The sequence below is a fragment of the Curtobacterium sp. Leaf154 genome, from assembly GCF_001424595.1.
GTDB lineage: Bacteria > Actinomycetota > Actinomycetes > Actinomycetales > Microbacteriaceae > Curtobacterium > Curtobacterium poinsettiae.
The window spans coordinates 207,012-228,356 of sequence record NZ_LMOS01000003.1 but is presented as its reverse complement, the minus strand read 5'-3'; the positions used below and the strand labels follow the sequence as shown (position 1 = coordinate 228,356).

General features: G+C 71.9%; 21 protein-coding genes. 17 read left to right on the top strand and 4 right to left on the bottom strand.

What is annotated here, in order from left to right; genetic code table 11:
- Positions 1-69: 69 nt before the first annotated feature.
- The 13 genes from ASF75_RS05770 (at position 70) to ASF75_RS05710 (ending at position 15,164) form a co-directional block, all read left to right on the top strand.
- On the top strand, positions 70-1,476 hold the full coding sequence (locus ASF75_RS05770) for an MFS transporter (RefSeq protein WP_056069536.1): 1,407 nt from the start codon (positions 70-72) through the stop codon (positions 1,474-1,476).
- 53 nt (positions 1,477-1,529) lie between these two features.
- Positions 1,530-3,698, top strand: a complete 2,169-nt coding sequence (locus ASF75_RS05765; RefSeq protein WP_082509472.1) for an ATP-dependent Clp protease ATP-binding subunit — start codon at positions 1,530-1,532, stop codon at positions 3,696-3,698.
- A 76-nt stretch (positions 3,699-3,774) separates the two neighbouring features.
- Positions 3,775-4,329, top strand: a complete 555-nt coding sequence (locus tag ASF75_RS05760; protein ID WP_056069534.1) for a DUF2231 domain-containing protein — start codon at positions 3,775-3,777, stop codon at positions 4,327-4,329.
- 45 nt (positions 4,330-4,374) lie between these two features.
- On the top strand, positions 4,375-5,028 hold the full coding sequence (locus ASF75_RS05755) for a response regulator transcription factor (RefSeq protein WP_042538709.1): 654 nt from the start codon (positions 4,375-4,377) through the stop codon (positions 5,026-5,028).
- 62 nt (positions 5,029-5,090) lie between these two features.
- The gene (locus tag ASF75_RS05750) at positions 5,091-6,245 is read left to right on the top strand and encodes a sensor histidine kinase (protein ID WP_056069531.1); all 1,155 of its coding nucleotides are present in this window, start codon (positions 5,091-5,093) and stop codon (positions 6,243-6,245) included.
- The gene (locus ASF75_RS17595; RefSeq protein ID WP_056069528.1) at positions 6,242-6,760 is read left to right on the top strand and encodes a hypothetical protein; all 519 of its coding nucleotides are present in this window, start codon (positions 6,242-6,244) and stop codon (positions 6,758-6,760) included. Before ASF75_RS05750 ends, ASF75_RS17595 begins: the two co-directional genes overlap by 4 nt.
- On the top strand, positions 6,757-7,878 hold the full coding sequence (locus ASF75_RS05740; protein WP_156463796.1) for a peptidoglycan-binding protein: 1,122 nt from the start codon (positions 6,757-6,759) through the stop codon (positions 7,876-7,878). The genes ASF75_RS17595 and ASF75_RS05740 overlap by 4 nt, the downstream gene beginning before the upstream one ends.
- Complete coding sequence (locus tag ASF75_RS05735; protein WP_235517551.1) at positions 7,875-8,636, top strand: ABC transporter ATP-binding protein; 762 nt, start codon at positions 7,875-7,877, stop codon at positions 8,634-8,636. The genes ASF75_RS05740 and ASF75_RS05735 overlap by 4 nt, the downstream gene beginning before the upstream one ends.
- Positions 8,633-9,820, top strand: a complete 1,188-nt coding sequence (locus ASF75_RS05730) for an ABC transporter permease (protein WP_235517550.1) — start codon at positions 8,633-8,635, stop codon at positions 9,818-9,820. Before ASF75_RS05735 ends, ASF75_RS05730 begins: the two co-directional genes overlap by 4 nt.
- Positions 9,821-10,017: 197 nt before the next feature.
- Positions 10,018-10,806 carry a DeoR/GlpR family DNA-binding transcription regulator gene (locus tag ASF75_RS05725; protein WP_056069518.1) on the top strand — a complete coding sequence of 263 codons (789 nt, stop codon included), beginning with the start codon at positions 10,018-10,020 and terminating at the stop codon, positions 10,804-10,806.
- Positions 10,803-11,798, top strand: a complete 996-nt coding sequence (locus tag ASF75_RS05720; protein WP_056069513.1) for a 1-phosphofructokinase family hexose kinase — start codon at positions 10,803-10,805, stop codon at positions 11,796-11,798. Before ASF75_RS05725 ends, ASF75_RS05720 begins: the two co-directional genes overlap by 4 nt.
- 73 nt (positions 11,799-11,871) lie before the next feature.
- Positions 11,872-13,980, top strand: coding sequence for a fructose-specific PTS transporter subunit EIIC (locus ASF75_RS05715; RefSeq protein ID WP_056069509.1), 2,109 nt, complete (start codon positions 11,872-11,874; stop codon positions 13,978-13,980).
- 410 nt (positions 13,981-14,390) lie between these two features.
- Positions 14,391-15,164 carry a DedA family protein gene (locus ASF75_RS05710; protein WP_228499450.1) on the top strand — a complete coding sequence of 258 codons (774 nt, stop codon included), beginning with the start codon at positions 14,391-14,393 and terminating at the stop codon, positions 15,162-15,164.
- 3 nt (positions 15,165-15,167) lie between these two features.
- Here the strand turns inward: ASF75_RS05710 and ASF75_RS05705 are convergent, their stop codons facing one another.
- Entirely contained in the window at positions 15,168-15,371 is a 204-nt protein-coding gene (locus ASF75_RS05705; RefSeq protein ID WP_017886355.1) for a DUF2945 domain-containing protein, read from the bottom strand.
- A 199-nt stretch (positions 15,372-15,570) separates the two neighbouring features.
- On the opposite strand from ASF75_RS05705, the gene ASF75_RS05700 reads away from it, so the two are divergent.
- A complete protein-coding gene (locus ASF75_RS05700; RefSeq protein ID WP_051067362.1) occupies positions 15,571-16,623 on the top strand; it encodes a serine/threonine-protein kinase in 1,053 nt (350 codons plus the stop codon).
- A gap of 77 nt (positions 16,624-16,700) precedes the next feature.
- Positions 16,701-17,321 carry a phosphoribosylanthranilate isomerase gene (locus tag ASF75_RS05695; protein ID WP_017886354.1) on the top strand — a complete coding sequence of 207 codons (621 nt, stop codon included), beginning with the start codon at positions 16,701-16,703 and terminating at the stop codon, positions 17,319-17,321.
- 233 nt (positions 17,322-17,554) lie between these two features.
- On the opposite strand, the gene ASF75_RS05690 is transcribed toward ASF75_RS05695, so the two are convergent.
- The 3 genes from ASF75_RS05690 to ASF75_RS05680 form a co-directional block, all read right to left on the bottom strand.
- Positions 17,555-18,313, bottom strand: a complete 759-nt coding sequence (locus ASF75_RS05690; protein WP_017886353.1) for an HAD-IIB family hydrolase — start codon at positions 18,311-18,313, stop codon at positions 17,555-17,557.
- Positions 18,314-18,395: 82 nt separating this feature from the next.
- On the bottom strand, positions 18,396-18,830 hold the full coding sequence (locus tag ASF75_RS05685) for an acyl-CoA thioesterase (protein WP_017886352.1): 435 nt from the start codon (positions 18,828-18,830) through the stop codon (positions 18,396-18,398).
- A gap of 85 nt (positions 18,831-18,915) precedes the next feature.
- Positions 18,916-19,512 (bottom strand): nitroreductase family protein, encoded by a 597-nt coding sequence (locus tag ASF75_RS05680; RefSeq protein ID WP_056069506.1) that lies wholly within the window; start codon positions 19,510-19,512, stop codon positions 18,916-18,918.
- An 84-nt stretch (positions 19,513-19,596) separates the two neighbouring features.
- Between ASF75_RS05680 and ASF75_RS05675 the strand changes: the two genes are divergently transcribed.
- Together ASF75_RS05675 and ASF75_RS05670 are read left to right on the top strand one after the other, a co-directional pair.
- Positions 19,597-20,520 (top strand): AEC family transporter, encoded by a 924-nt coding sequence (locus ASF75_RS05675; protein ID WP_056069503.1) that lies wholly within the window; start codon positions 19,597-19,599, stop codon positions 20,518-20,520.
- 416 nt (positions 20,521-20,936) lie between these two features.
- A complete protein-coding gene (locus ASF75_RS05670; RefSeq protein WP_235517549.1) occupies positions 20,937-21,335 on the top strand; it encodes an aldehyde dehydrogenase in 399 nt (132 codons plus the stop codon).
- Positions 21,336-21,345 lie beyond the last annotated feature (10 nt).

Below are 21,345 nucleotides of genomic sequence, written 5' to 3'. Positions count from 1 at the left end.
CCACATCGGTCGCGGGGGCTTCGTCGTGCGGGATCGACCGCCGGGCACCCCGTGCCGCAGGATGAGCACATGACCGCTCCCGTCCCCGCGCCGCACGCCGTCGCACCGCTCCGGGACGACCGACGCATCGTGCTGGTGGTGGCGATCCTGGCGTCGTTCGTCGTCGGGCTCGACTCGAGCGTCGTGAACGTCGCACTCCCCGCGATCCGGCAGGAGCTCGGCGGCGGACTCGTCGTGCAGCAGTGGGTCGTCGACGCCTACCTCGTCACCCTGGGCTCGCTCATCCTGGTCGCCGGGAGCCTGTCCGACCTGTTCGGCCGGGTGCGGATCATCACGTGGGGGCTCGTGGTCTTCGGCATCGCGTCCGTGGCGTGCGCGATCGCCCCGACCGGCGAGGTGCTCATCGTCGCCCGCGCGCTGCAGGGCGTCGGCGGGGCGCTCGTCATGCCGAGTGCGCTCGCGCTGATCGTGGCGGCGTTCCGCGGGGCGGCGCAGGCGAAGGCGATCGGCACGTGGACAGCCTGGTCGAGTGCAGCCACCATCCTCGGGCCCGTGGCCGGCGGGCTGGTGGTGGACGGGATCGGGTGGCGGTGGATCTTCGTGCTCACCGCGGTGCCGATCGCCGTGACGATCCCCCTGGTCCTGCGCATCACCGGCGAGGTGCACCCAGTCGTCCGCCCACGCATCGACGTCGTCGGGGCGCTGCTCGCCGTGGTCGGGGTCGGCGGTGTCGTGCTCGGGCTCATCGAGCAGGAGCGGCTGGGGTGGGGTTCCCCGGTGGTGGTCGCCGCGCTCGTGCTCGGTGCCGCTGCCCTCGTGGCGTTCGTGCCGTGGGAACTGCGGGTGACCCGGACGGCCGGGTCGCCGCTCGTGCCGCTCGAACTGTTCCGGGCGCGCAACTTCACCGTCGGCAACCTCGCGACGCTGTCCATCTACGGCGCACTCGGCATGGTCTTCTTCGTCGTCACGCTCTTCCTGCAGGAGGTCTGGCGGTTCCCGGCCTGGCTCGCCGGCCTCGCGACGCTGCCGCCGACGATCATGTTGCTCGTGCTCTCCACCGCCGTCGGGTCGTTCGCCGGTCGGTACGGCCCGCGCTGGTTCATGGCCGCGGGGCCGGCGGTCGGTGCGGTCGGGGCGCTCCTGCTGCTGTTCGCCGGCGACGACCCGGACGGCTACTGGTGGTCGGTGTTCCCCGGACTGGTGCTGATCGGCGTGGGCATCGCGCTGATGGTCACACCCCTGACGAGTGCGGTGCTCGGTTCGGTCCCGCAGTCCGAGGCCGGCTCCGGGTCGGCGGTCAACAACGCCTTCGCCCGGATCGCCGGCCTGGTCACGGTGGCACTCGCTGGCGTCGTGCTCGGCGGCGAGGTGAGTGTCGAGGGGCTGCACCGGGCCATGGTGGTGATGGCGCTCCTGCTGCTGGCCGGTGCCGTCGTCTGCGCGGTCGGGATCCGGAATACGCCCGCGCGGACGTAAGTTGAGTGGAGTAGACTCAAGTCCAGGACCACCGCAACGAAAGGACGGAACGCATGGCGAACCTCCAGGGCGCTCCTGACTCGCAAGAACGACAGAAGACCGCCCTCGAGCAGTACGGCATCGACCTCACGGCGATCGCCCGCAGCGGCAAGCTCGACCCCGTGATCGGACGTGACTCCGAGATCCGGCGCGTGTCCCAGGTGCTCACGCGCCGCACCAAGAACAACCCGGTGCTCATCGGCGAGCCCGGCGTCGGCAAGACCGCCGTCGTCGAGGGGCTCGCGCAGCGCATCGTCGCCGGCGACGTCGCCGACTCCCTCAAGGACAAGCGGCTCATCTCGCTCGACATCTCCGCCCTGATCGCCGGCGCCAAGTACCGCGGCGAGTTCGAGGAGCGGCTGAAGGCCGTGCTCAAGGAGATCAACGACTCCGACGGGCAGGTCATCACGTTCATCGACGAGCTGCACACGCTGATGGGGGCCGGTGGCGGCGAGGGGTCCGTCGCGGCGTCGAACATGCTCAAGCCGATGCTCGCCCGCGGTGAGCTCCGGCTCATCGGTGCGACGACCCTCGACGAGTACCGCGAGTACATCGAGAAGGACGCCGCCCTCGAGCGTCGCTTCCAGCAGGTCTACGTCGGTGAGCCCAGCGTCGAGGACGCCGTGGCGATCCTCCGCGGGCTCAAGGAACGCTACGAGGCGCACCACAAGGTGACGATCAACGACTCCGCACTGGTCGCCGCCGCGAGCCTGTCGAACCGGTACATCTCCGGCCGCCAGCTGCCCGACAAGGCCATCGACCTGATCGACGAGGCCGCCAGTCGACTCCGCATGGAGATCGACTCCAGCCCCGTCGAGATCGACGAGCTGAAGCGGAACGTCGACCGTCTGCGCGTCGAGGAGTTCGCGCTCAAGCAGGAGAAGGACGACGCCTCCAAGGCCCGCCTCGAGACCCTGCGCAACGAGCTGCACACGCGCGGGGCCCGGCTGGCCGAGCTCGAGCAGCGCTGGCAGGCCGAGCGCGCGAGCCTGAACCGCATCGGTGAGCTCAAGCAGCAGCTCGACGACCTGAACATGCGGTCGCAGCGAGCCCAGCGCGAGGCCGACTACGAACTCGTCTCCCGCCTGGAGTACGGCGAGAAGCCCCGCATCGAGGCCGAGCTCGCCGCCGCCGAACAGGCCGAGAGCGCCGACCGGATGGTGAACGACAGCGTCACCGACGAGGACATCGCCGCCGTCATCGCGCAGTGGACGGGCATCCCGCTCGGCCGACTGCTGCAGGGCGAGACCGAGAAGCTCCTGCACCTGGAGAGCGAGCTCGGCCGCCGCATCATCGGGCAGCGCACGGCCGTGACCACCGTGTCCGAGGCCGTCCGGCGCACCCGCGCCGGCATCTCCGACCCGGACCGTCCGACCGGTTCGTTCCTGTTCCTCGGCCCGACGGGCGTCGGCAAGACCGAGCTGGCCAAGGCGCTCGCCGAGTTCCTGTTCGACGACGAGAAGGCCCTCGTCCGGATCGACATGAGCGAGTACGGCGAGAAGCACTCCGTGGCCCGCCTGATCGGTGCCCCGCCCGGGTACGTCGGGTACGAGGCCGGTGGGCAGCTCACCGAGGCCGTCCGGCGTCGTCCGTACTCGGTGATCCTGCTCGACGAGATCGAGAAGGCCCACCCCGAGGTGTTCGACGTGCTGCTCCAGGTGCTCGACGACGGACGGCTCACCGACGGCCAGGGCCGCACGGTCGACTTCCGGAACACGATCCTGGTGCTGACGTCGAACCTCGGGTCGCAGTTCATGACGGACCTGTCCCTGAGTGACGTGCAGCGGGAGGAGGCGGTCCGTGAGCTCGTGCGGCAGGCGTTCCGCCCCGAGTTCATCAACCGCCTCGACGACATCGTGGTGTTCCAGGCCCTGACCGCCGAGGACCTCGGACAGATCGTGTCGCTCTACGTCGACCGGCTGGCTCGTCGCCTGACCGACCGCCGGCTCGAGCTCGCGGTCACCCCCGAGGCGCGCGGCTGGCTCGCGGAGCGCGGGTACGACCCGCTCTACGGTGCGCGGCCGCTCCGCCGCCTGATGCAGCGGCAGATCGACGACCGGTTGGCCCGAGCGATCCTGTCGGGTGACGTCCGTGACGGCGACACCGTCCGGGTGGACGTCGCCGCGGACGGCGACGGCCTGACGGTCGAGCCCTTCGAGCTGGCCGAGATCGTCGAGGAGTAGCCCACCAAGACGGACGGGAGGCCCGCCACCGGTTCCTGAGACCGGTGCCGGGCCTCCAGGGTGTTGGCTGCAGAGCATGCCTGAGATCCGCGCGCTCCGCCGCCTCACCGACGCCGTCGAGCACGCCAGCGTGCTCGACAAGGCCGTCGACATCGACCGTGCCGTCGTGAATGCCCTGGCCAAGCCGAAGGCCCTGCGTCAGCTGCTGCACGGAGTCCCGTTCGGTCACCCGATCCACCCGCTCATGGTGCAGGTGCCGCTCGGCGCCTGGATCTCCGCCGCGGTGCTCGACCTGCTCGGCGGGAAGGGCAACGCGAAGGCCGCCAAGACCCTGGTCGGCGTCGGGGTCGTCTCGGCGAGCAGCGCCTCGGTCGCCGGCTACGTCGACTGGTCCGAGCTGGACCGCGAGCAGCTCCGCACCGGATGGGTGCACCAGGCCGTGAACTGGACCGGACTGTCGCTGTACGGCCTGTCGTGGCTGCAGCGGAAGCGCGGCAACCACGGGGCCGGCAAGCTGCTCGGCTTCGCCGGGTTCGCCGTCGTGAGTGTCGGCGGGTACCTGGGCGGACACCTGTCCTACCGGCAGCGCGCCGGCGTCAGCGACCACGGCGAGGTGCCGTTCGACGCCTGATCTGCCTCCCAGGTCCAGTACAGGTACGTCACGTGTGATGTATCGATGCGCGTACTCGTGGTGGACGACGAACGGCCCCTCGCCGACCTGATCGCGACGGGCCTGACCCGACAGGACATGGCGGTGGACGTCGCCTACCGAGGCGACGACGCCGACGAGCTGCTGGCGGTGCACGACTACGACGTCGTCGTGCTCGACCGCGACGTCCCCGGGCTGCACGGCGACGAGGTCGCACGGCGTCTCACCGCTCGTGGCGCACTCACACGGATCCTCCTGCTCACCGCAGCGACCACGTTGCGCGACCGGGTGCAGGGGCTCGAGCTCGGTGCGGACGACTACCTGACCAAGCCGTTCGAGTACCCGGAACTCGTCGCCCGGGTCCGCGCGCTCGGTCGGCGGAGCGTCCCACCCGTCGCCCCCGTGCTCGAACGCGCGGGACTCGTCGTCGACACGAACCGGCGGATGGCCACGCGTGACGGCCACCCGCTCGACCTGACGTCGAAGGAGTTCGGGGTGCTCGAGACCCTGCTCCGCGCGGACGGTCGCATCGTCTCCGCCGAGCACCTGCTCGAGAAGGTCTGGGACGTGAACACCGACCCGTTCACCGCCGCGGTCCGCGTGACGATGTCGAAGCTGCGCCGGAAACTCGGGGACCCGGACCCGATCCGGACGGTGCCCGGCCAGGGCTACTCGCTGTGAGTCGGTGGGCCCGAGGCTGGAGCATCCGGACCCGGACGGCTCTGACGTTCGCGCTGGCGGCCATGGCGCTCGCGACCGGGGTCGTGGTCTTCACGAACACCATGTCCCTGGCGGGCGTCGGCGCGGGTCTCGACACGGCAGCCGTCGAGCGACCACCGTCCGGATCGGACAGCGCCACGACCGCTCCGGCCCCGCTCGCGGTGGACCCGGCGGCGGCGGACGAGCGCACTGGTGCCGTGGCGGTGATCCGCCTCGTCGCGGTGCAGCAGTGGCAGTGGTCCGCGATCGGGATCGCCGGCGCCGGGATCGCTGCCGGCGGCATCGGTTGGATCGTCAGCCGCCGGGTGCTCCGTCCCATCGACCGGATCACGGCGACCGCGAACCGGATCTCCGCGTCGAACCTGCACGAGCGCATCGCCCTGGGCGGACCCGACGACGAGCTCCGACGGCTCTCGCGAACGGTCGACGACCTGCTGGCCCGCCTGGAGACCGCGTTCGAGAGCCAGCGACGGTTCGTCGCCCAGGCGTCCCACGAACTCCGGACGCCCCTGGCAGTGCAACGCGCCGCGGTGCAGATCGGGCTGCACGACGACGCCGACCCGGCCGAGGTGCGTGCCGTCCGCGCCGAGCTGCTCGAGCAGAACCGGCGGACCGAGCGGCTGGTCGCGTCGCTGCTCGTGCTCGCCGAGGCCGACCGCGGCCTGGCGGGCGCGACACGGGCCGTCGACCTCGTCGAGGTGACCGACGAGGTCGTCGCGAGCGCGGCCCGGGACGCGGCCGAGGCGGGAGTGACGCTGACCCACGAACGCCGGACCGGGCTTCCTGGCAGCCTGGTCGTGTCCGGCGAGCCGACGCTGCTGCGGCAGCTGCTCGGCAACCTCGTCGGCAACGCCGTCGAGTACAACGAACCCGGCGGTGCCGTGCGGGTGACGACGGAACCGGACGGCTTCGTGGTCGAGAACGACGGGCCGGTGGTCGCGGCGGACGAGGCGGCGTTGCTCGTCGAACCCTTCCGTCGCGGCGGCGCGGACGCCGGACGTGGGCAGCACAGCGGTCTGGGCCTGTCGATCGTGGCCGCGATCGTGCACGCGCACGGGTGGACGCTGTCGATCACCGCACGGCCGACCGGTGGGCTGCTCGTCCGGGTCGGTGTTTCGCCGGTGCAACCCGACGTGCACGCGGGGCGAAACAGCCCGTCCGCTGTGCTGGAGGCATGAACCACACCACGATGACGACCACCCGTCGCACCCGGTCCCTGATGAGCGTGGCCGCGGCCGTCGTCCTGCTGCCCCTGCTGCTGGCCGGCTGCTCCGACCCGGCACCCGACGACGACGCGACGACCGCCTCCGGGGGCGCGGCACCCGGCGTCGCCCTCGCCGAGTGCATGCGCGACCGCGGCTACGACATGCCGGACCCCGGCACCGGCGGCGGGTCGATGCAGCTCAGCGCACCGGACGGCGTCGACCCCGAGCAGTACCAGGACGACCTCAAGGGCTGCCTCGACGACTCTGCGGCCGCCGGTGACGCGCAGGCCGCGCAACCGATGCCCGGCACCGAGGAGATCGCCCGGAGGACGGCGGAGTGTCTCCGGGAGCAGGGGTTCCCGGACTACCCGGACGACCAGGACGCGCAGATGCGGTTCCAGCCGGACGACCAACAGGCGTTCGACGAGGCCGCCGGGCCGTGCACCGACGCGGCGTTCGAGGCTGTCCAGGGCGGAGCCGGGTCGTGACCCACCGACGCGCCCGTCGTCGGGTGATCGTGTCGGGGTGCCTCGTCGCAGCGGTGGCCGCGGGGGTCGGGACGTGGGCCCTCGTCGCGGCGCCGAGCGGTGCGGGCGCCTCGGCCAGCAGTGCGTCGCGCGGCGGGACTGCACCCGCCGGAGCCACCGGCACCGTCACGCGCGGTGACCTGACGGATTCGAAGGTGTTCGCCGGGACGCTCGGGTACGGCGCGGCCTCGGGGGTCCCCGGTGCAGCCGCCGGCACGATCACCTGGCTGCCCCGGGTCGGCGACGTGGTCGAACGCGACGGGGCGCTGTACGCCGTCGACGAGCGGGACGTCCGGTCGATGTACGGCACCGTGCCGCTCTGGCGCGATCTGGAACGGGGGCTGCAGGGCGCCGACGTCCGGCAGCTCAACGAGAACCTGGCCGCGCTCGGGTACGACGTGTCCGTGGACGACCGGTTCGGCCCGCGGACCGAGCGAGCAGTCCGGCAGTGGCACGAGGACCGGGGACACGAGGGCACCGGGGTGCTCACTGCGGACGACGTCGCCTTCGTGGACGGCGCGGTCCGGGTCGCCTCGGTCGAGGGGCGCCTCGGCGAGCGGATCGACGGTGGTGCGGGAGCGGCCGCGGGTGGTGCTGGTGCAGCGGCCGGCAGCGCGGGCGCGACGACCGACGTGCTGCAGGTCACGAGCACCCGGCGGGTCGTCACGGCGACCGTGCCGCAGCGCGATGCCGAGCGGCTCGCCGTCGGCACCGACGTCGAGGTCCGCGTGAACGGCGCCGGTGCGGCCATGCCCGGTTCCGTTGTCGACGTGCAGCCGACGACGAGCGAGGACGGCGGCACGGCCGTCGACGTCTCGGTGTCGTTCGACCCGGGCAAGCGGTCCCTGCCCGAGGCCGCGTCCGCGCAGGTCGACGCGGAGGGCGCCACCGAGCACGACGTCCTGTCCGTGCCGGTCGCCGCCCTCGTCGCGGGCGCCGGTGGCAGGTACGCCGTCGACGTCGTGCAGCGGGACGGCACGACCGAGCGGGTCCGGGTCGAGCCCGGCTTCAGCGCCGACGGGCGGGTCGCGGTCACCGGCGCCCTGACCGCGGGCGACCGGGTGGTGGTGCCCGGATGAGCGCCGTCGTTCCCGCCGTTCCCGCCGTGCCCGTCACGGCCGCCGTGCCCGCCGCGGCCGTCCTGCCGGCGGTCGCCGTCCTGTCGCTCCGGGACGTCACGAAGACCCACGGCGACGTCGGAGCCCTGCGCGGGGTCTCGCTCGAGGTCGGCGCGGGGGAGCTCGTCGCGGTCGTCGGCCCGTCGGGCTCGGGCAAGTCGACGATGCTCAACGTCGTCGGCACGCTCGACCGTCCCACCTCGGGCACGGTGACGATCGCCGGCAACGACGTCGCGACGATGTCCGACGATGATCTGTCCGGCCTGCGTGCCGACCACATCGGGTTCGTCTTCCAGCACTTCCACCTGCAGGCCGGGGCGACCGCCGCCGAGAACGTCGCCGACGGCCTGCTCTACCAGGGGGTCCCCCGGCGCGAGCGGCACCGCCTGGCCGTCGAGGCCCTGGTCCGCGTGGGACTGGCACACCGGGTGGACCACCGACCGCACCAGCTCTCCGGCGGCGAGCGCCAACGCGTCGCCATCGCGCGGGCCGTCGTCGGCGACCCGACGATCTTGCTCGCCGACGAACCCACCGGGGCGCTCGACACGGCGTCCGGTGCGACGGTCGTCGAGCTGCTGCGCGAGCTCAACGCTGCGGGCACGACGGTGGTGGTCATCACGCACGACCTGGACCTGGCGGCATCGCTGCCCCGGCAGGTCCGGATGCGCGACGGCATGATCGAGCCCGAGGTCGCGCCGGTCGACGAGGTCGCCCCGTGAGCCGCCGTCGGTCCGTGGGCGGACTCGACCTGCTCCGCCTCGGCGTCTTCGGGCTGCGGACCCGACCGGGTCGCGTCGTGCTGTCCGCGCTGGGCATCGCGATCGGCATCGCGGCGATGCTCGCGGTCGTCGGGATCTCGTCGTCGAGCAAGGCGAAGGTCGACGAGGTGCTCGACACGCTCGGCACGAACGTGCTCACCCTCACCCAGGCGCAGGGCCTCGGCGAACCGGTGCCGTTGCCGTCCACCGCACTCGAGTCGGTGCTGCGACAGGACGATGTCGAGTCGGCTGCTGCGGTCGGCACCGTGCCGGACACCGGCGTGTACCGGAACGACTTCGTCCCGGCACCCCAGACGAAGGGCCTCGGGGTCCTCGCTGCGTGGGGCGACGTGCCACGGGTGCTCGGCGGGCGGCTCGCAGCCGGGCGGTGGATCGACGACGACGCCGGCGCCCCGCCGCAGGTCGTGCTGGGAGCGCGGGCCGCAGTCGTGCTCGGCATCGGCGACCCACGGCCGGACAGCCGGGTCTGGCTCGGTGGACAGTGGGTGCAGGTGGTCGGGGTGCTCGAACCCGTGGCGCTCGCCGCGGACCTGGACTCGCGGGTGTTCGTGCCCCGCGGGTTCGCCGAGCAGCTGGGCTTCGACGGGGCACCGACCGCCGTCTACACACGCGTCGACCCGGCGCACGTCGAACGGTCGCGGGACCTGCTCGCCGGCGCGGTCCGGCCGGGGGACCCGCAGGACGTCGGCGTCACCCGGCCGTCGGACGCGCTGGCGGCGAAGGACGCCACCGACGACTCGTTCACCGGGCTGCTCGTCGGCATCGGCGGGGTGGCCCTGCTGGTCGGTGGCATCGGGGTGGCGAACACGATGGTGATCACCGTCCTGGAGCGCCGCGCCGAGGTCGGTGTCCGTCGTGCCCTCGGCGCACGTCGTCGGGACGTCCGCGACCAGTTCCTGGTCGAGTCGTTGCTGCTGTCGTTCCTGGGTGGGGTGGCGGGTGTCGTCCTCGGGGTCGGGGTGACCATCGTGTTCGCCGTCACCCGGGGGTGGCCGGTCGCGCTGCCGGTCTGGGCCGTCGTCGCCGGGCTCGGCGCCACCGTCGTGATCGGCGGGGTCTCCGGGCTCTACCCGGCGGCGCGCGCCGCAAGGATCCCACCGACGTCCGCCCTGGCGGCCGTCTGACGCGTGCGGTGGACGTCCGCACAGGAGGCCCGGTGTCGGTCCGCCGGACCGGCACCGGGCCTCCAGGCGGTCGCCGCGACCCCGCGGGCGTGATGGCCGATACCTGTGGACCTGTTGGTTTCAGGACGGAACGGTTGCGTTCTTGTGGGTTTGCGACGTACAGTGCTCGAAACCCAACGGAACGAAGGAGTTCGGGCATGTACGCAACCGAGCGGCACACCGCCATCGCCGCCGAGCTGCAGTCCGCCGGTCGCGTGTCCGTCGCAGGCCTGGCCGAGCACTTCGACGTCACCACCGAGACCGTGCGCCGTGACCTCGACGCCCTCGAGTCCGCCGGGGTCCTGCGCCGGGTGCACGGGGGAGCGGTGCCCGTCGGCCGCTCGAGCGTCGTCGAACTCAGCGTCGCCGAGCGCGAGGGACAGCACGGCACCGCGAAGTCGGCCATCGCCCGCGCCGCGATGCGCCTGGTGCCGCCCACCTTCACCGGCTCGATCGCCCTCGACGCCGGCACCACCTGCGCCGCCGTGGCCTCCGAACTCGCCCGCTGGGAGCCCGAGGTCGCCGGCTCGACGATCACCGTCATCACGAACTCGGTGCCGATCGCCGCGACCCTGCAGCACAGCGAGCACCTCGAACTGCACCTGCTCGGTGGCCGGGTCCGCGGCGTCACGAGCGCGGCGGTCGGCACGGCAACCGTCGAGCAGATCGGTGCGCTCCGCCCCGATGTCGCGTTCATCGGCACGAACGGCCTGTCCGCCGGCTTCGGCCTGAGCACTCCCGACGAGTACGAGGCCGCCGTGAAGGGTGCCTACGTGCTCGCCGCCCGACGCGCCGTGGTGCTCGCCGACGCCGCCAAGCACGGCGTAGAGGCCCTGATGCGGTTCGCACGCCTGGACGAGATCGACACGCTCGTCACCGACGACCAGCCCCCGGCCGACCTCGCCGGAGCACTCGCCGACGCCGACGTCGAGGTGGTCGTCGCATGAACGCCCGCATCGTCACCGTCACCCCGAACCCGTCGCTCGACCGCACGATCGAGCTCGCCGGTGAACTGCAGCGCGGCGCCGTCCAGCGCGCGACCCGGTCCACGGCGGAGCCCGGCGGCAAGGGCGTCAACGTCTCCCGTGTGGTCGTCGCGAGCGGTGGGGACACCGTCGCGGTCCTGCCCGGCGACGAGCTCGACCCGGTCCTGCTCGGCCTGGCCACGCGCGGCATCCCGACCGCCGCGCTGCCGATCGGGGCACCGCTCCGCTCGAACGTCACCGTGACCGAGCCGACCGGCACCACCACGAAGCTCAACGAACCCGGCCCCTCGCTCGCCGGGCGCCTCGACGACCTCGCCGCCCTGGTGGCCGACACCGCCGCCGCGACCGCCACCGGCCCCGCCGCCCGCTGGGTCGTGGTCGCCGGGTCCCTGCCGCCCGGTCTGCCGGACGACGCCCTCGCCGTGCTCGTCCGGGCCGTCCGTGCCCGCCACGGTGCGGACGTCCGGATCGCCGTCGACTCGTCCGGGGTGCCGTTCACCGCGCTGCTGCAGTCCGGCGAACACCTCGACCTGGTGAAGCCGAACGCCGAGGAACTCGCCGAGGTCGTCGGCGGTGACCCCGAGGAGTACGAGCGCGACCTCGACGCCGCCGTCGCCGGAGCCCAGCGGCTGCGGCGCAAGAACGTCGGCACCGTCCTGCTCACCCTGGGCAGCGCCGGAGCCGTGCTGGTCTCGGACGAGGGGGCCTTCGCCGCGGCCGCACCGAAGATCATCGCCCGCTCGACGGTCGGCGCGGGGGACTCCTCGCTCGCCGGCTACCTGCTCGCCGAGGTCGCGGGAGCGTCGCCGGAGCAGCGTCTCGCACAGGCCGTCGCCACCGGGGCCGCGGCCGCAGCACTGCCCGGCAGTGACGTGCCGGCACTCGACCAAACCGACCCGACGGCGGTCTCCGTCCGGGTGCTCGAAACGCACCCGGCTCCGGAACCCGCCTGATCCCCACCCCACCCGATCACCCCACGAACACCGCACCACCGCGCGATCAGCGCCATTGCGAAGGAGCAAGCACATGTCCGCAGACTCGAGTCCGCGCCTCATCAGCGCACAGCTCGTCGGCCTCGACGAGGACCTCGGCGCCACGTCGACCGACGTGATCCGGGTGCTCGCCGACCGCGTCGCCGCGACCGGCCGCGCCGCCGACGGTGCCACGCTCGCCGACGACGCCATCAAGCGCGAGGCGAGCGTCGGCACGGGCGTCCCCGGTGGCATCGCCATCCCGCACGCCCGGTCGGCGTCGGTGTCCGAGCCGACGCTCGCGTTCTCGCGCCTGGCCCGGAAGGTGCCGTTCGGCGCTCCGGACGGCGACGCCGACATCGTCTTCATGATCGCCGTGCCCGAAGGGGCGGACAAGGACCACCTGACGGTCCTCTCGACCCTGGCTCGCGCACTCATCCGTGAGGACTTCACCGCCGCGCTCCGCGCCGCGACCACGGCCGACGAGATCGTTCAGCTCGTCGACAACGAGGTGAGCGGCGAAGTGGCCGAGGCCGGCGTCGGGACGGCGAGCAGCGCCTCCGCTCCGGCGACGGCAGGCAGCGCGACCGCCGCGGCCCCCGCTGCCGACCGCAAGGTCTTCGTCGGCGTCACCGCATGCCCGACCGGCATCGCACACACCTACATGGCTGCCGACGCCCTCGTCGCCGCCGCCCAGCGCGCCGGTGCCGAGATGCACATCGAGACGCAGGGGTCCTCGCAGGTCGAGCCCCTCGACCCGGCCCTCATCGCCCGTGCCGACGCCGTCGTGTTCGCGGTCGACGTCGACGTCCGCGACCGCGGCCGGTTCGCCGGCAAGCCGCTGGTTTCCGGCCCCGTCAAGCGCGGTGTCGACGAGCCCGACAAGATGATCGCCGAGGCCATCCGCGCCTCGGAGGACCCGCACGCCGCACGCGTGCAGGGCGGCGCAGCCGTCGAGGGCGAGTCCACCGCCAAGAACGAGCACTTCGGCCAGTCGCTCAAGCGCTGGCTGCTCACCGGCGTCAGCTACATGATCCCGTTCGTGGCCGGCGGCGGGCTGCTCATCGCGCTCGGCTTCCTGCTCTCCGGGTACGGCATCGCGCTGGACCACGGTGACTCGGGGATGAGCAACGCCGCCTACACGCTCACGAACTCCACGCTGCTGAACCTGCCGCCGGAGGGCCTCGGGTACTACCTCGGCGCCGCCGCGTTCCAGATCGGACAGGTGTCGCTCGGCTTCCTGGTCGCCGCACTCGCCGGGTACATCGCCTACGCCATCGCCGACCGCCCGGGCATCGCACCGGGCTTCGTCGCCGGGTCGATCGCCGTCTTCATGAACGCCGGGTTCCTCGGTGGTCTGGTCGGTGGCCTGATCGCCGGTGCTGCCGCCTACTGGATCGGGCGCATCCCGACCTGGCGCTGGCTGCGTGGCCTGATGCCGGTCGTGATCATCCCGCTCTTCGCCTCGATCATCGCCTCGGGGCTGATGCTCCTGGTGCTCGGTGGCCCGATCGCCTGGGTCATGACCGAGCTCACCGCCTGGCTCAACTCCCTGTCCGGCGCCTCGGCCGTGCTGCTCGGGATCATCCTCGGCCTGATGATGGCCTTCGACCTCGGTGGTCCGGTCAACAAGGTGGCGTACGCGTTCGCCGTCGCCGGGCTCGGTGCCGGCACCGCCACGAACGTCGTGCCGTTCGAGATCATGGCCGCCGTCATGGCCGCCGGCATGGTGCCGCCGCTGGCACTCGCGCTCGCCTCGACCGTGCTCTACCGCAAGGGCTTCACGAAGCCGGAGCGCGAGAACGGCAAGGCTGCATGGCTGCTCGGTGCGTCCTTCATCTCCGAGGGTGCGATCCCGTTCGCCGCAGCCGACCCGCTGCGCGTCATCCCGGCGTCGATGGTCGGGGCCGCGATCACGGGCGCGATCTCGATGGCTGCCGGTGTGACCTCACGAGCGCCGCACGGCGGGATCTTCGTCTTCTTCGCGATCGGTGACGTCCTGATGTTCGTCGTCGCGATCTTGGCTGGGACCGTGGTGTCCGCGCTGGTGCTCGTCGCCCTGAAGAAGTGGGTGCGTCGTCGCCCCGTCGACGAGGCCGCTGCGGGCAACGAGGCTGCCGTGGCCGGCGAGACGATCGGCCAGCGCGCGCCGGTCGCCGCGTAGTAGATCCGCGAGACGCCGGCGTCCGACTGAGACGCCGTGGCGTCGCCGAGACGCCGTCGGATTCGGGGGCGTCTCGCGGGAGCACGGGCGCTTCAGCAAGACGACGGTGTCTCGCGGTGTCAACGCCACCATTCGACGGACGGGAGGCCCGGTGCCAGCTGGCACCGGGCCTCCCGTCCGTCGTCCCGTCGCCTTCGCCCGCCACGCGCGCCGAATCACAACGACTGGTCACGGATCGTCGTCTGCGCCGGTTCCATCCGACACTTGCTGACCAGTCCGCGGAGCTGAGCGGGGTGTCGTGACCGGGCGGCTCCACCGAGGCCGAAACCGAGGTCGTCGCTCTGCACGAACTCGGCCGACACCCAGGTGGCGCGCCGGGTCCTGACAGGGCGTTCAGGGATGCTGGGGGCATGACGACTGCCGTGACCGCCCGCGCCATGACCGTCGCCAGTGGCGACTCCACCGCCCCCTCGGACCTCGGTGGGCTCTCCGGCCTGGTGCTCCAGCTGATCGACGCCCTGGGGGAGTGGGGCGTCGGGCTGATGCTCTTCGTCGAGACGGTGTTCCCGCCGATCCCGTCCGAGGTGATCCTGCCGCTGGCCGGGTTCCTGGCAGGTGCCGGTCAGATGAACCTGGTGCTGGTCCTCGTGCTGGCGACGATCGGCTCGTACCTCGGGGCCCTGGTGCTGTACTGGCTCGGCGCGAAGATCGGGTTCGAACGCACCACGCGGTGGTTCGGCAAGCTGCCCCTCGTCGACGAGGACGACTTCCGCAAGGCGGCCGGCTGGTTCCACCGCCACGGCAAGAGCGCGGTCTTCTTCGGCCGGTTCATCCCGATCGTCCGCAGCCTGATCTCGCTGCCCGCCGGCGCCGACCGCATGCACCTCGGCACCTTCTCGGTGTTCACGATCATCGCGAGCGGCATCTGGAACAGTGCACTCGTGCTGCTCGGTGCAGCGTTCGGGTCGCAGTACGACAAGGTCGAGGCCTACACGGAGTGGATCGACCGCGTGCTCTACGTGGCCATCGCGGTGGTCGTGGTGAGCTTCGTGGTGCGGCGGCTCCGCCGGGTGCGGGCCGAGCGTCGTGCGGGCGGGTCCGACGACCACGACGACCGCGGCAGCAGCAGCCCGGCCGCGAGCGGTGCCCGGGGTCGTCGTCGCGCCGAGCCCGCCCGCGACTGACCCTCAGGCCTTCGTCAGCGCCGACTCCTTGTGGGCGGCCTGCTTGCCGCTCTTGCCCGACTCGACGATCCAGTACGGGTCGTCGTCGGTCGGCTTGAAGTGCTGTCCGTCGAACTCGAAGTCGCTCGTGCGCTTCCGCACGAGCGTGCCCGTCGTCTTGCCTTGCGAGGTGTTCCAGCGCACCTCGTCACCCTTCGACAGCGCCATGCTGTCCTCCTTGCGCGTTCGGTCTTCCTGATGGGTGTCGGACTGTACCCCGGCGATCCCCGGGAACCCGGGGAAGCACGGCGGTCACGATGTCGTAACGGCCCTGCGGATCCAGAGTCGGACGCGTACCGTTTCCCGTGAGTCCACACGTCGGCAGCGGCCGCGGAACCACGGGCTCCGGAACGGGACGACGGACACCATGACCCTGCTGGACAGCGCGCGGGCGGACACCGTCCTCGCTGCGCGGTACCGGCTCGTGAAGCTCATCGGCACCGGCGGCATGGGATCCGTCTACGAAGCCCGGGACGAGCACACGTACCGCGCCGTGGCCGTGAAGCTCTTCGCCACCCCGGACAAGATGACCACCGCCGACCGCGTGCGCCAGGAGCGCGAGATCCGGCTGCTCAGCATGCTCTCCCACCCCGGCCTGATCCCGCTGTACGACGCCGGCACCCACGAGTTCGAGGACGGCCCGCACCGGTTCATCGTGATGGAGCTCATCGCCGACACGACGCTGCTGCGCCGCCTGTCCGAGGGCGCGCTGCACAACTACGAGGTCGCCGACCTCGGCGCACAGCTCGCCGACGCCCTGGCGTACGTGCACTCGCGCGGCATCGTGCACCGCGACGTCAAGCCCGCCAACATCCTGATCAGCGACGAGGGCTCGTCCGGGTTCGCCCGCACCGTCAAGCTCACCGACTTCGGCGTCGCCCACTTCGTCGACGGCTCCCGCTTGACCAACGACGGCACGGTCATCGGCACCGCCGCCTACCTCAGCCCGGAGCAGGTCGCCGGCGAGCCCATCAGCTTCGCCACCGACGTGTACTCGCTCGGACTCGTCCTGCTCGAGGCGCTGACCGGCAAGCAGGAGTACTCCGGCACCCTGATCGAAGCAGCGCTCGCCCGGCTCCGCCGAGACCCCGAAGTGCCGGACGACGTCGCCGACGAGTGGCGCGAGCTGCTCAGCCGGATGACCGCCCGCGACCCCGAGCGCCGGCCCACAGCGGTCGCGATCGCCAACGCGCTGCGCGGTGGGTCCACCCAGATCACCGGCCCCGTGCCGCTCGGCCCGGAGCGCGTGAAGCACCAGCGCGACCACCGCATGCACCGCGCTGCCCACCGCCACGCCCGGCGCGGCACGTTCTCGGCGGTCCGCCGGTGGCGCCGACGGAACGTCCTGGTCGGGTCCTTCGCGGCGTTCGGCGTCACCGCGGCCTGCGTGGCCGCCTACGTCGCGGGCGCCCTGCACTGACCCACCCCGCGGATCCGGACTCCGGACTCCGGAGACCGGTGCGCTGCGGACAGCGGCACCCTGGCAAGATGGAAAGCATGACCGACCAGCGCTGGATCAAGATCTGCGGCCTGTCGACGCCCGACACCGTGGACGCCGCCGTCGACGCGGGTGCCGACGCCGTCGGGTTCGTCTTCGCGGCGGGCAGCCCCCGCACCGTCACCGCCGACCTGGCGAAGGAACTGGTGGAGCGGGTGCCGGACGGCATCGACGCCGTCGGGGTCTTCCGCGACCAGAAGATCGACGAGATCGTCGGCATCGCGTCCGAGGTCGGACTCACCACGCTGCAGCTGCACGGTGGCGAGTCGCCGTCCGACTTCGCCCGGGCGCGTGACGCCGGCTTCTTCACCATCCGGGCCCTCGCGGCCGAGGACTACCTGCGCGAGACGCCCGAACAGCGCGCCGCGTTCGACCACGACCTGCTGCTGCTCGACGCGGCTGTGCCCGGCAGCGGCCGACTGATCGACCCGGCCACGATCGACGGCGTCGACGAGGCCTGGATCCTGGCCGGCGGGCTGACCCCGGCGAACGTGGTCGCCGCGGTCGAGGCACTCGACCCCGACGGCGTCGACGTGTCGAGCGGCGTCGAGTCGGAGCGCGGCGTCAAGGACCCCGCGAAGATCCGCGCCTTCGTCGAGGCCGTCCGCAGCCTGGGCTGAGCGCGCGCTCGCGCCGATCGGCCGCGGTCGCGGCTCTGGACGCGACCGCGGACGGACAGGAGGCGCGGGGCGGGCCCGCAACGGGCCTCCCGTCCGCCGTGCCGTCCGTGTCGGGCGCGGAAGACGCCGTCGTGTCCTGTCGACGCCGCGATGCATCCGAGACGCCGCCGGATCCGGCGGCGTCTCGGCGACGCCGCGGCGTCCTGGCGAGACGCCGGCGTCTCGCGCGGGGATCAGCGCAGGGTGGGGATGAGCTCGGTCAGGAACGCGTCGGTGTCCTCCCAGCCCTCGACCGCGTGGCAGGGGACGCCCAGCGCCTTCACCGGGTAGTCGTTGCCCTCTGGGTCGAGCCGGTCCCCGACGAAGAGCATGTCGTCGAGCGCGATTCCGGTGATCTCGGCGAGGCGCTGCATGCCGTAGGCCTTGTCGATGCCCTTGCGGGTGATGTCGATGCTCGTCGAACCGCCCGAGCGGACCTCGAGGTCGGCGAGGTCCTGCTGCACCAGGCGGCGCAGGTGGTCCTTCTTCTCGCCCGTCGGGTCCCACTGCTTCTTGACGTCCACCGGTGCCGACTGGCCGAGGGCGGAGAACGTGATCTGCGACCCGCGGTCCTCGAGGATGGGGCCCCAGGTCTCGGACTCCCAGTACCCGGCTTCCTTCGCACGGGTCTCGACCGCGGCGAGGGCGCGGTCCTTCTGCTCGTCGGTGAGGTCCTCGGCGTACTGCAGCGCCCAGTCCTGGTCCTGCCACCGGTAGTAGCGGGTGCCACAGGTCGGCAGGAGGTGCAGGGCGTCGAGCGTCAGCCCGTCGCGCTGCCGGAGCGGGGTGACCAGCTGCTGCTCGAACTGCGTGAAGTTGCCGCCGGAGATGACCGCGACCGGCACGACCTCGAGCAGGGACGCGAAGGTCTCGAGCATGCGGGGGTCGAGGGAGGACTTCGACGGGGCGAGCGTGTCGTCCAGGTCGAAGGCGACGAGGCGGGGCGTGGTCATGCCCCTGATCCTGCCAGAGGCCGCCGATCACATGCCGCGTGCGGTGCTCCGGGCTGCCGGGTGCTGCGTGATGTCTGCGGGGTCACGCGCGGTGCGTGGCAGGGACCCGGTCGCGGGCGTAGGTGATGTCGGTGTAGCCGTGCGGGGCGGGGTTGCCGTCCTCGTCGAGGTTCACGAACACGACCTCGTCGATCGTCAGGATGCTCCGGTGCGTGAAGAGGTTGCGCGCCTCGGCCCGCATGGTGAGCGACGTCCGGCCGAACCGGGTGGCGACGAGGCCGATCTCGACGATGTCGCCCTCCTTCGCCGACGACAGGAAGTTGATCTCCGACATGTACTTCGTGACGACCTTGCCGTTGCCGAGCTGGATGATCGCGTAGACGGCGGCTTCCTCGTCGATCCAGCGGAGCAGGCTGCCACCGAACAGGGTGCCGTTCGCGTTGAGGTCCTCCGGTCGCACCCACTTCCGGGTGTAGAAGTTCATCTCCGGCGGGGCGTCGTCCTGGTGCTGATCCATGTCACGTCATGGTACGCCGACGGCCGCGCCCCCGCAGGGACACGGCCGTCGTGACGATCCAGGGGCGGCGGTGTGCCGCCGTCGCTCACTCCTTGACGAGGACGACCTCGTCGAGGGCGATGCGGCTGCGCGGGGCGACCTCGCGCTCGGCGGCCTTCTCGTCGAGCTGTGACGGGTGCGCGACGGTGCCGACTGCCGTGACGGTGTACGGGACGAACCGCTCCGGCAGGTCGAACGCGGTGCGCAGTCCGGCGGCGTCGATGCCCGCCATCTGGTGCACGTGCAGCCCCTCGGCGTGGGCCTGCAACGTCAGGGCGGCGAGCGACTGGCCGAGGTCGTACTGGGCGAAGGGACGCTCGTCGCCGTCGGCGGTCACGGTCTCGAGCACACCGACGACCAGGGCGCTGGCACGGAAGGCCCACGCGGCGTTGAAGCCGAGCAGGTTCTCGTTGATCTTCCGGAACGTCTCGGTACCGCGGCGGCCAGCGATGAAGCGGCGGGGCTGGAAGTTCATGGCCGACGGTGCCCAGCGAGCTGCCTCGAGGACGGCGTCGAGCTGGTCGTCCGAGATCGTCGCGGTCCCGTCGTACGAGCGGGGGCTCCAGCGCTCCTCGAGCAGCGGCACGAGCGGCTGGCTGGAGTCGGTGGACCGGGTCAGGGTGTCAGCGTTCGTCGAGGTCATGGTGCGCTCAACGGTATTCGATGCGTACGCATTTCCGACCTGAGTGACGTCACATCCCCGCCTCCAGGTGCCAGGATGGAGGGGATGGGTGGCGTGTTGACCGGCTTCGCGATCATCGGCGTGATCATCGCCGGTGGGTACGTCGTCGGACGCATCGGTCTGGTCGGCCCGCACGCACAGTTCGTGATGAGCCGGCTCGCGTTCTTCGTGCTCATGCCGTGCCTGCTGTTCCACACCATCGCGACGGCCGACATCGCGTCGCTGCTGTCGTCGATGCTCTGGGTCTCACTGCTGAGTGCTGCCGTGGTCGCCCTCGCCGCCGCCGTGGTGTTCCGCTTCGTGCTGCGGCGGTCCGTCACCACGACCACCGTCGGAGCGCTGGCCTCGAGCTACGTCAACGCGAACAACATCGGGCTGCCGGTGGCCGTCTACGTGCTGGGGCAGGCGACCGCGGTCGTGCCGGTGATCCTGCTGCAGCTCGTCGTGATGGCCCCGATCGCGCTGACGATCCTCGACGCCGCGACCGCGGGTGGTGGCGGGTGGGGCAGGCGGATCGCCGGGCCGTTCCGGAACCCGATCATCATCGCCTCGCTCGTCGGGCTCGTGTGCTCGGCGACGGGGCTCACCCTGCCCGACCCCGTGCTCGAGCCGTTCTCGCTCGTCGGCGCTGCCGCGGTGCCCGTCGTGCTGCTGTCGTTCGGGATGAGCCTGCACGGTGCGACCCCGCTGCGGGACCCGGCGATCCGGACGGACGTCATCGTGGCGTCGTCGATCAAGCTCGTGGTGATGCCGGCGGTGGCGTTCGTGTTCGCCCGGTTCGTGTTCGGCCTCGGGGACCAGGACGTCTTCGTGCTCACCACGCTCGGCGCCCTGCCCGCGGCGCAGAACGTCTTCAACTACGCGCAGCGCTACGGGGCCGCGGTGCCGGTGGCGCGTGACGTCGTGCTCATCTCGACCCTCGGCTCGGTGCCCGTGCTGGTCGCGATCGCCGCCCTGCTGCACCCGTAGCGCTCGAGACGCCGGCGTGTGGCGTTGCGGAAGACGCCGTCGTGTTGTCGAGACGCCGGCGTGTGGCGTTGCGGAAGACGCCGTCGTGTTGTCGAGACGCCTCGATCTCGCCGAGACGCCGCCGCATTCGGCGGCGTCTCGCGCACTTGCGGGCGTCGTGCGCGCACGCCGGCGTCTTCCGCGCCCTGGACGCGTGGCGGGACGGACGGGAGGCGCGTGGCGGGGCTGCACCGGGCCTCCCGTCCGTCACGTGGTGGCGACCACCGCGGACCGTGCGCAGGAGCGGTCGGGTCGCGCCCGCCGACCCGACCGTTCCTGCTCACGAAGTGGGAACAGCGCGCGCGTATGGTGGCGGGCACGCGGGGCGGACCGCCTCGCGACCGATGACCACGACGAGGAGACCTCCGATGGACACGATGGCGATGATGCAGAACATGTCGACGACGGACATGCCCGTGCAGATGGACATGAGCACGATGCAGGACACGATGATGGCGATGAACGCCGCGTCGATGGCCGCGACGATGTGTTCCGCGGCCGACATGCGCATGGGCGGCGACATGGCCACCTGCGCCGCGATGTGCTCGAACACAGCGATGCTCGCCGACACCGGCATGCGGATGATGATGCGTCCGATGGGCATGGACACGGCCGCGATGCAGGCGATGCTCATGGCCGTCGTCGCGATGGGCACCGCGTGCGCCGCCGAGTGCCGCACGCACCAGGACATGGACGAGTCGTGCCGCTACTGCGCGATGGCCTGCGACGAGATGGTGTCGAAGTGCCAGGCGATGCTCGACGCGATGACCGCGTGAGCCGCTCCGC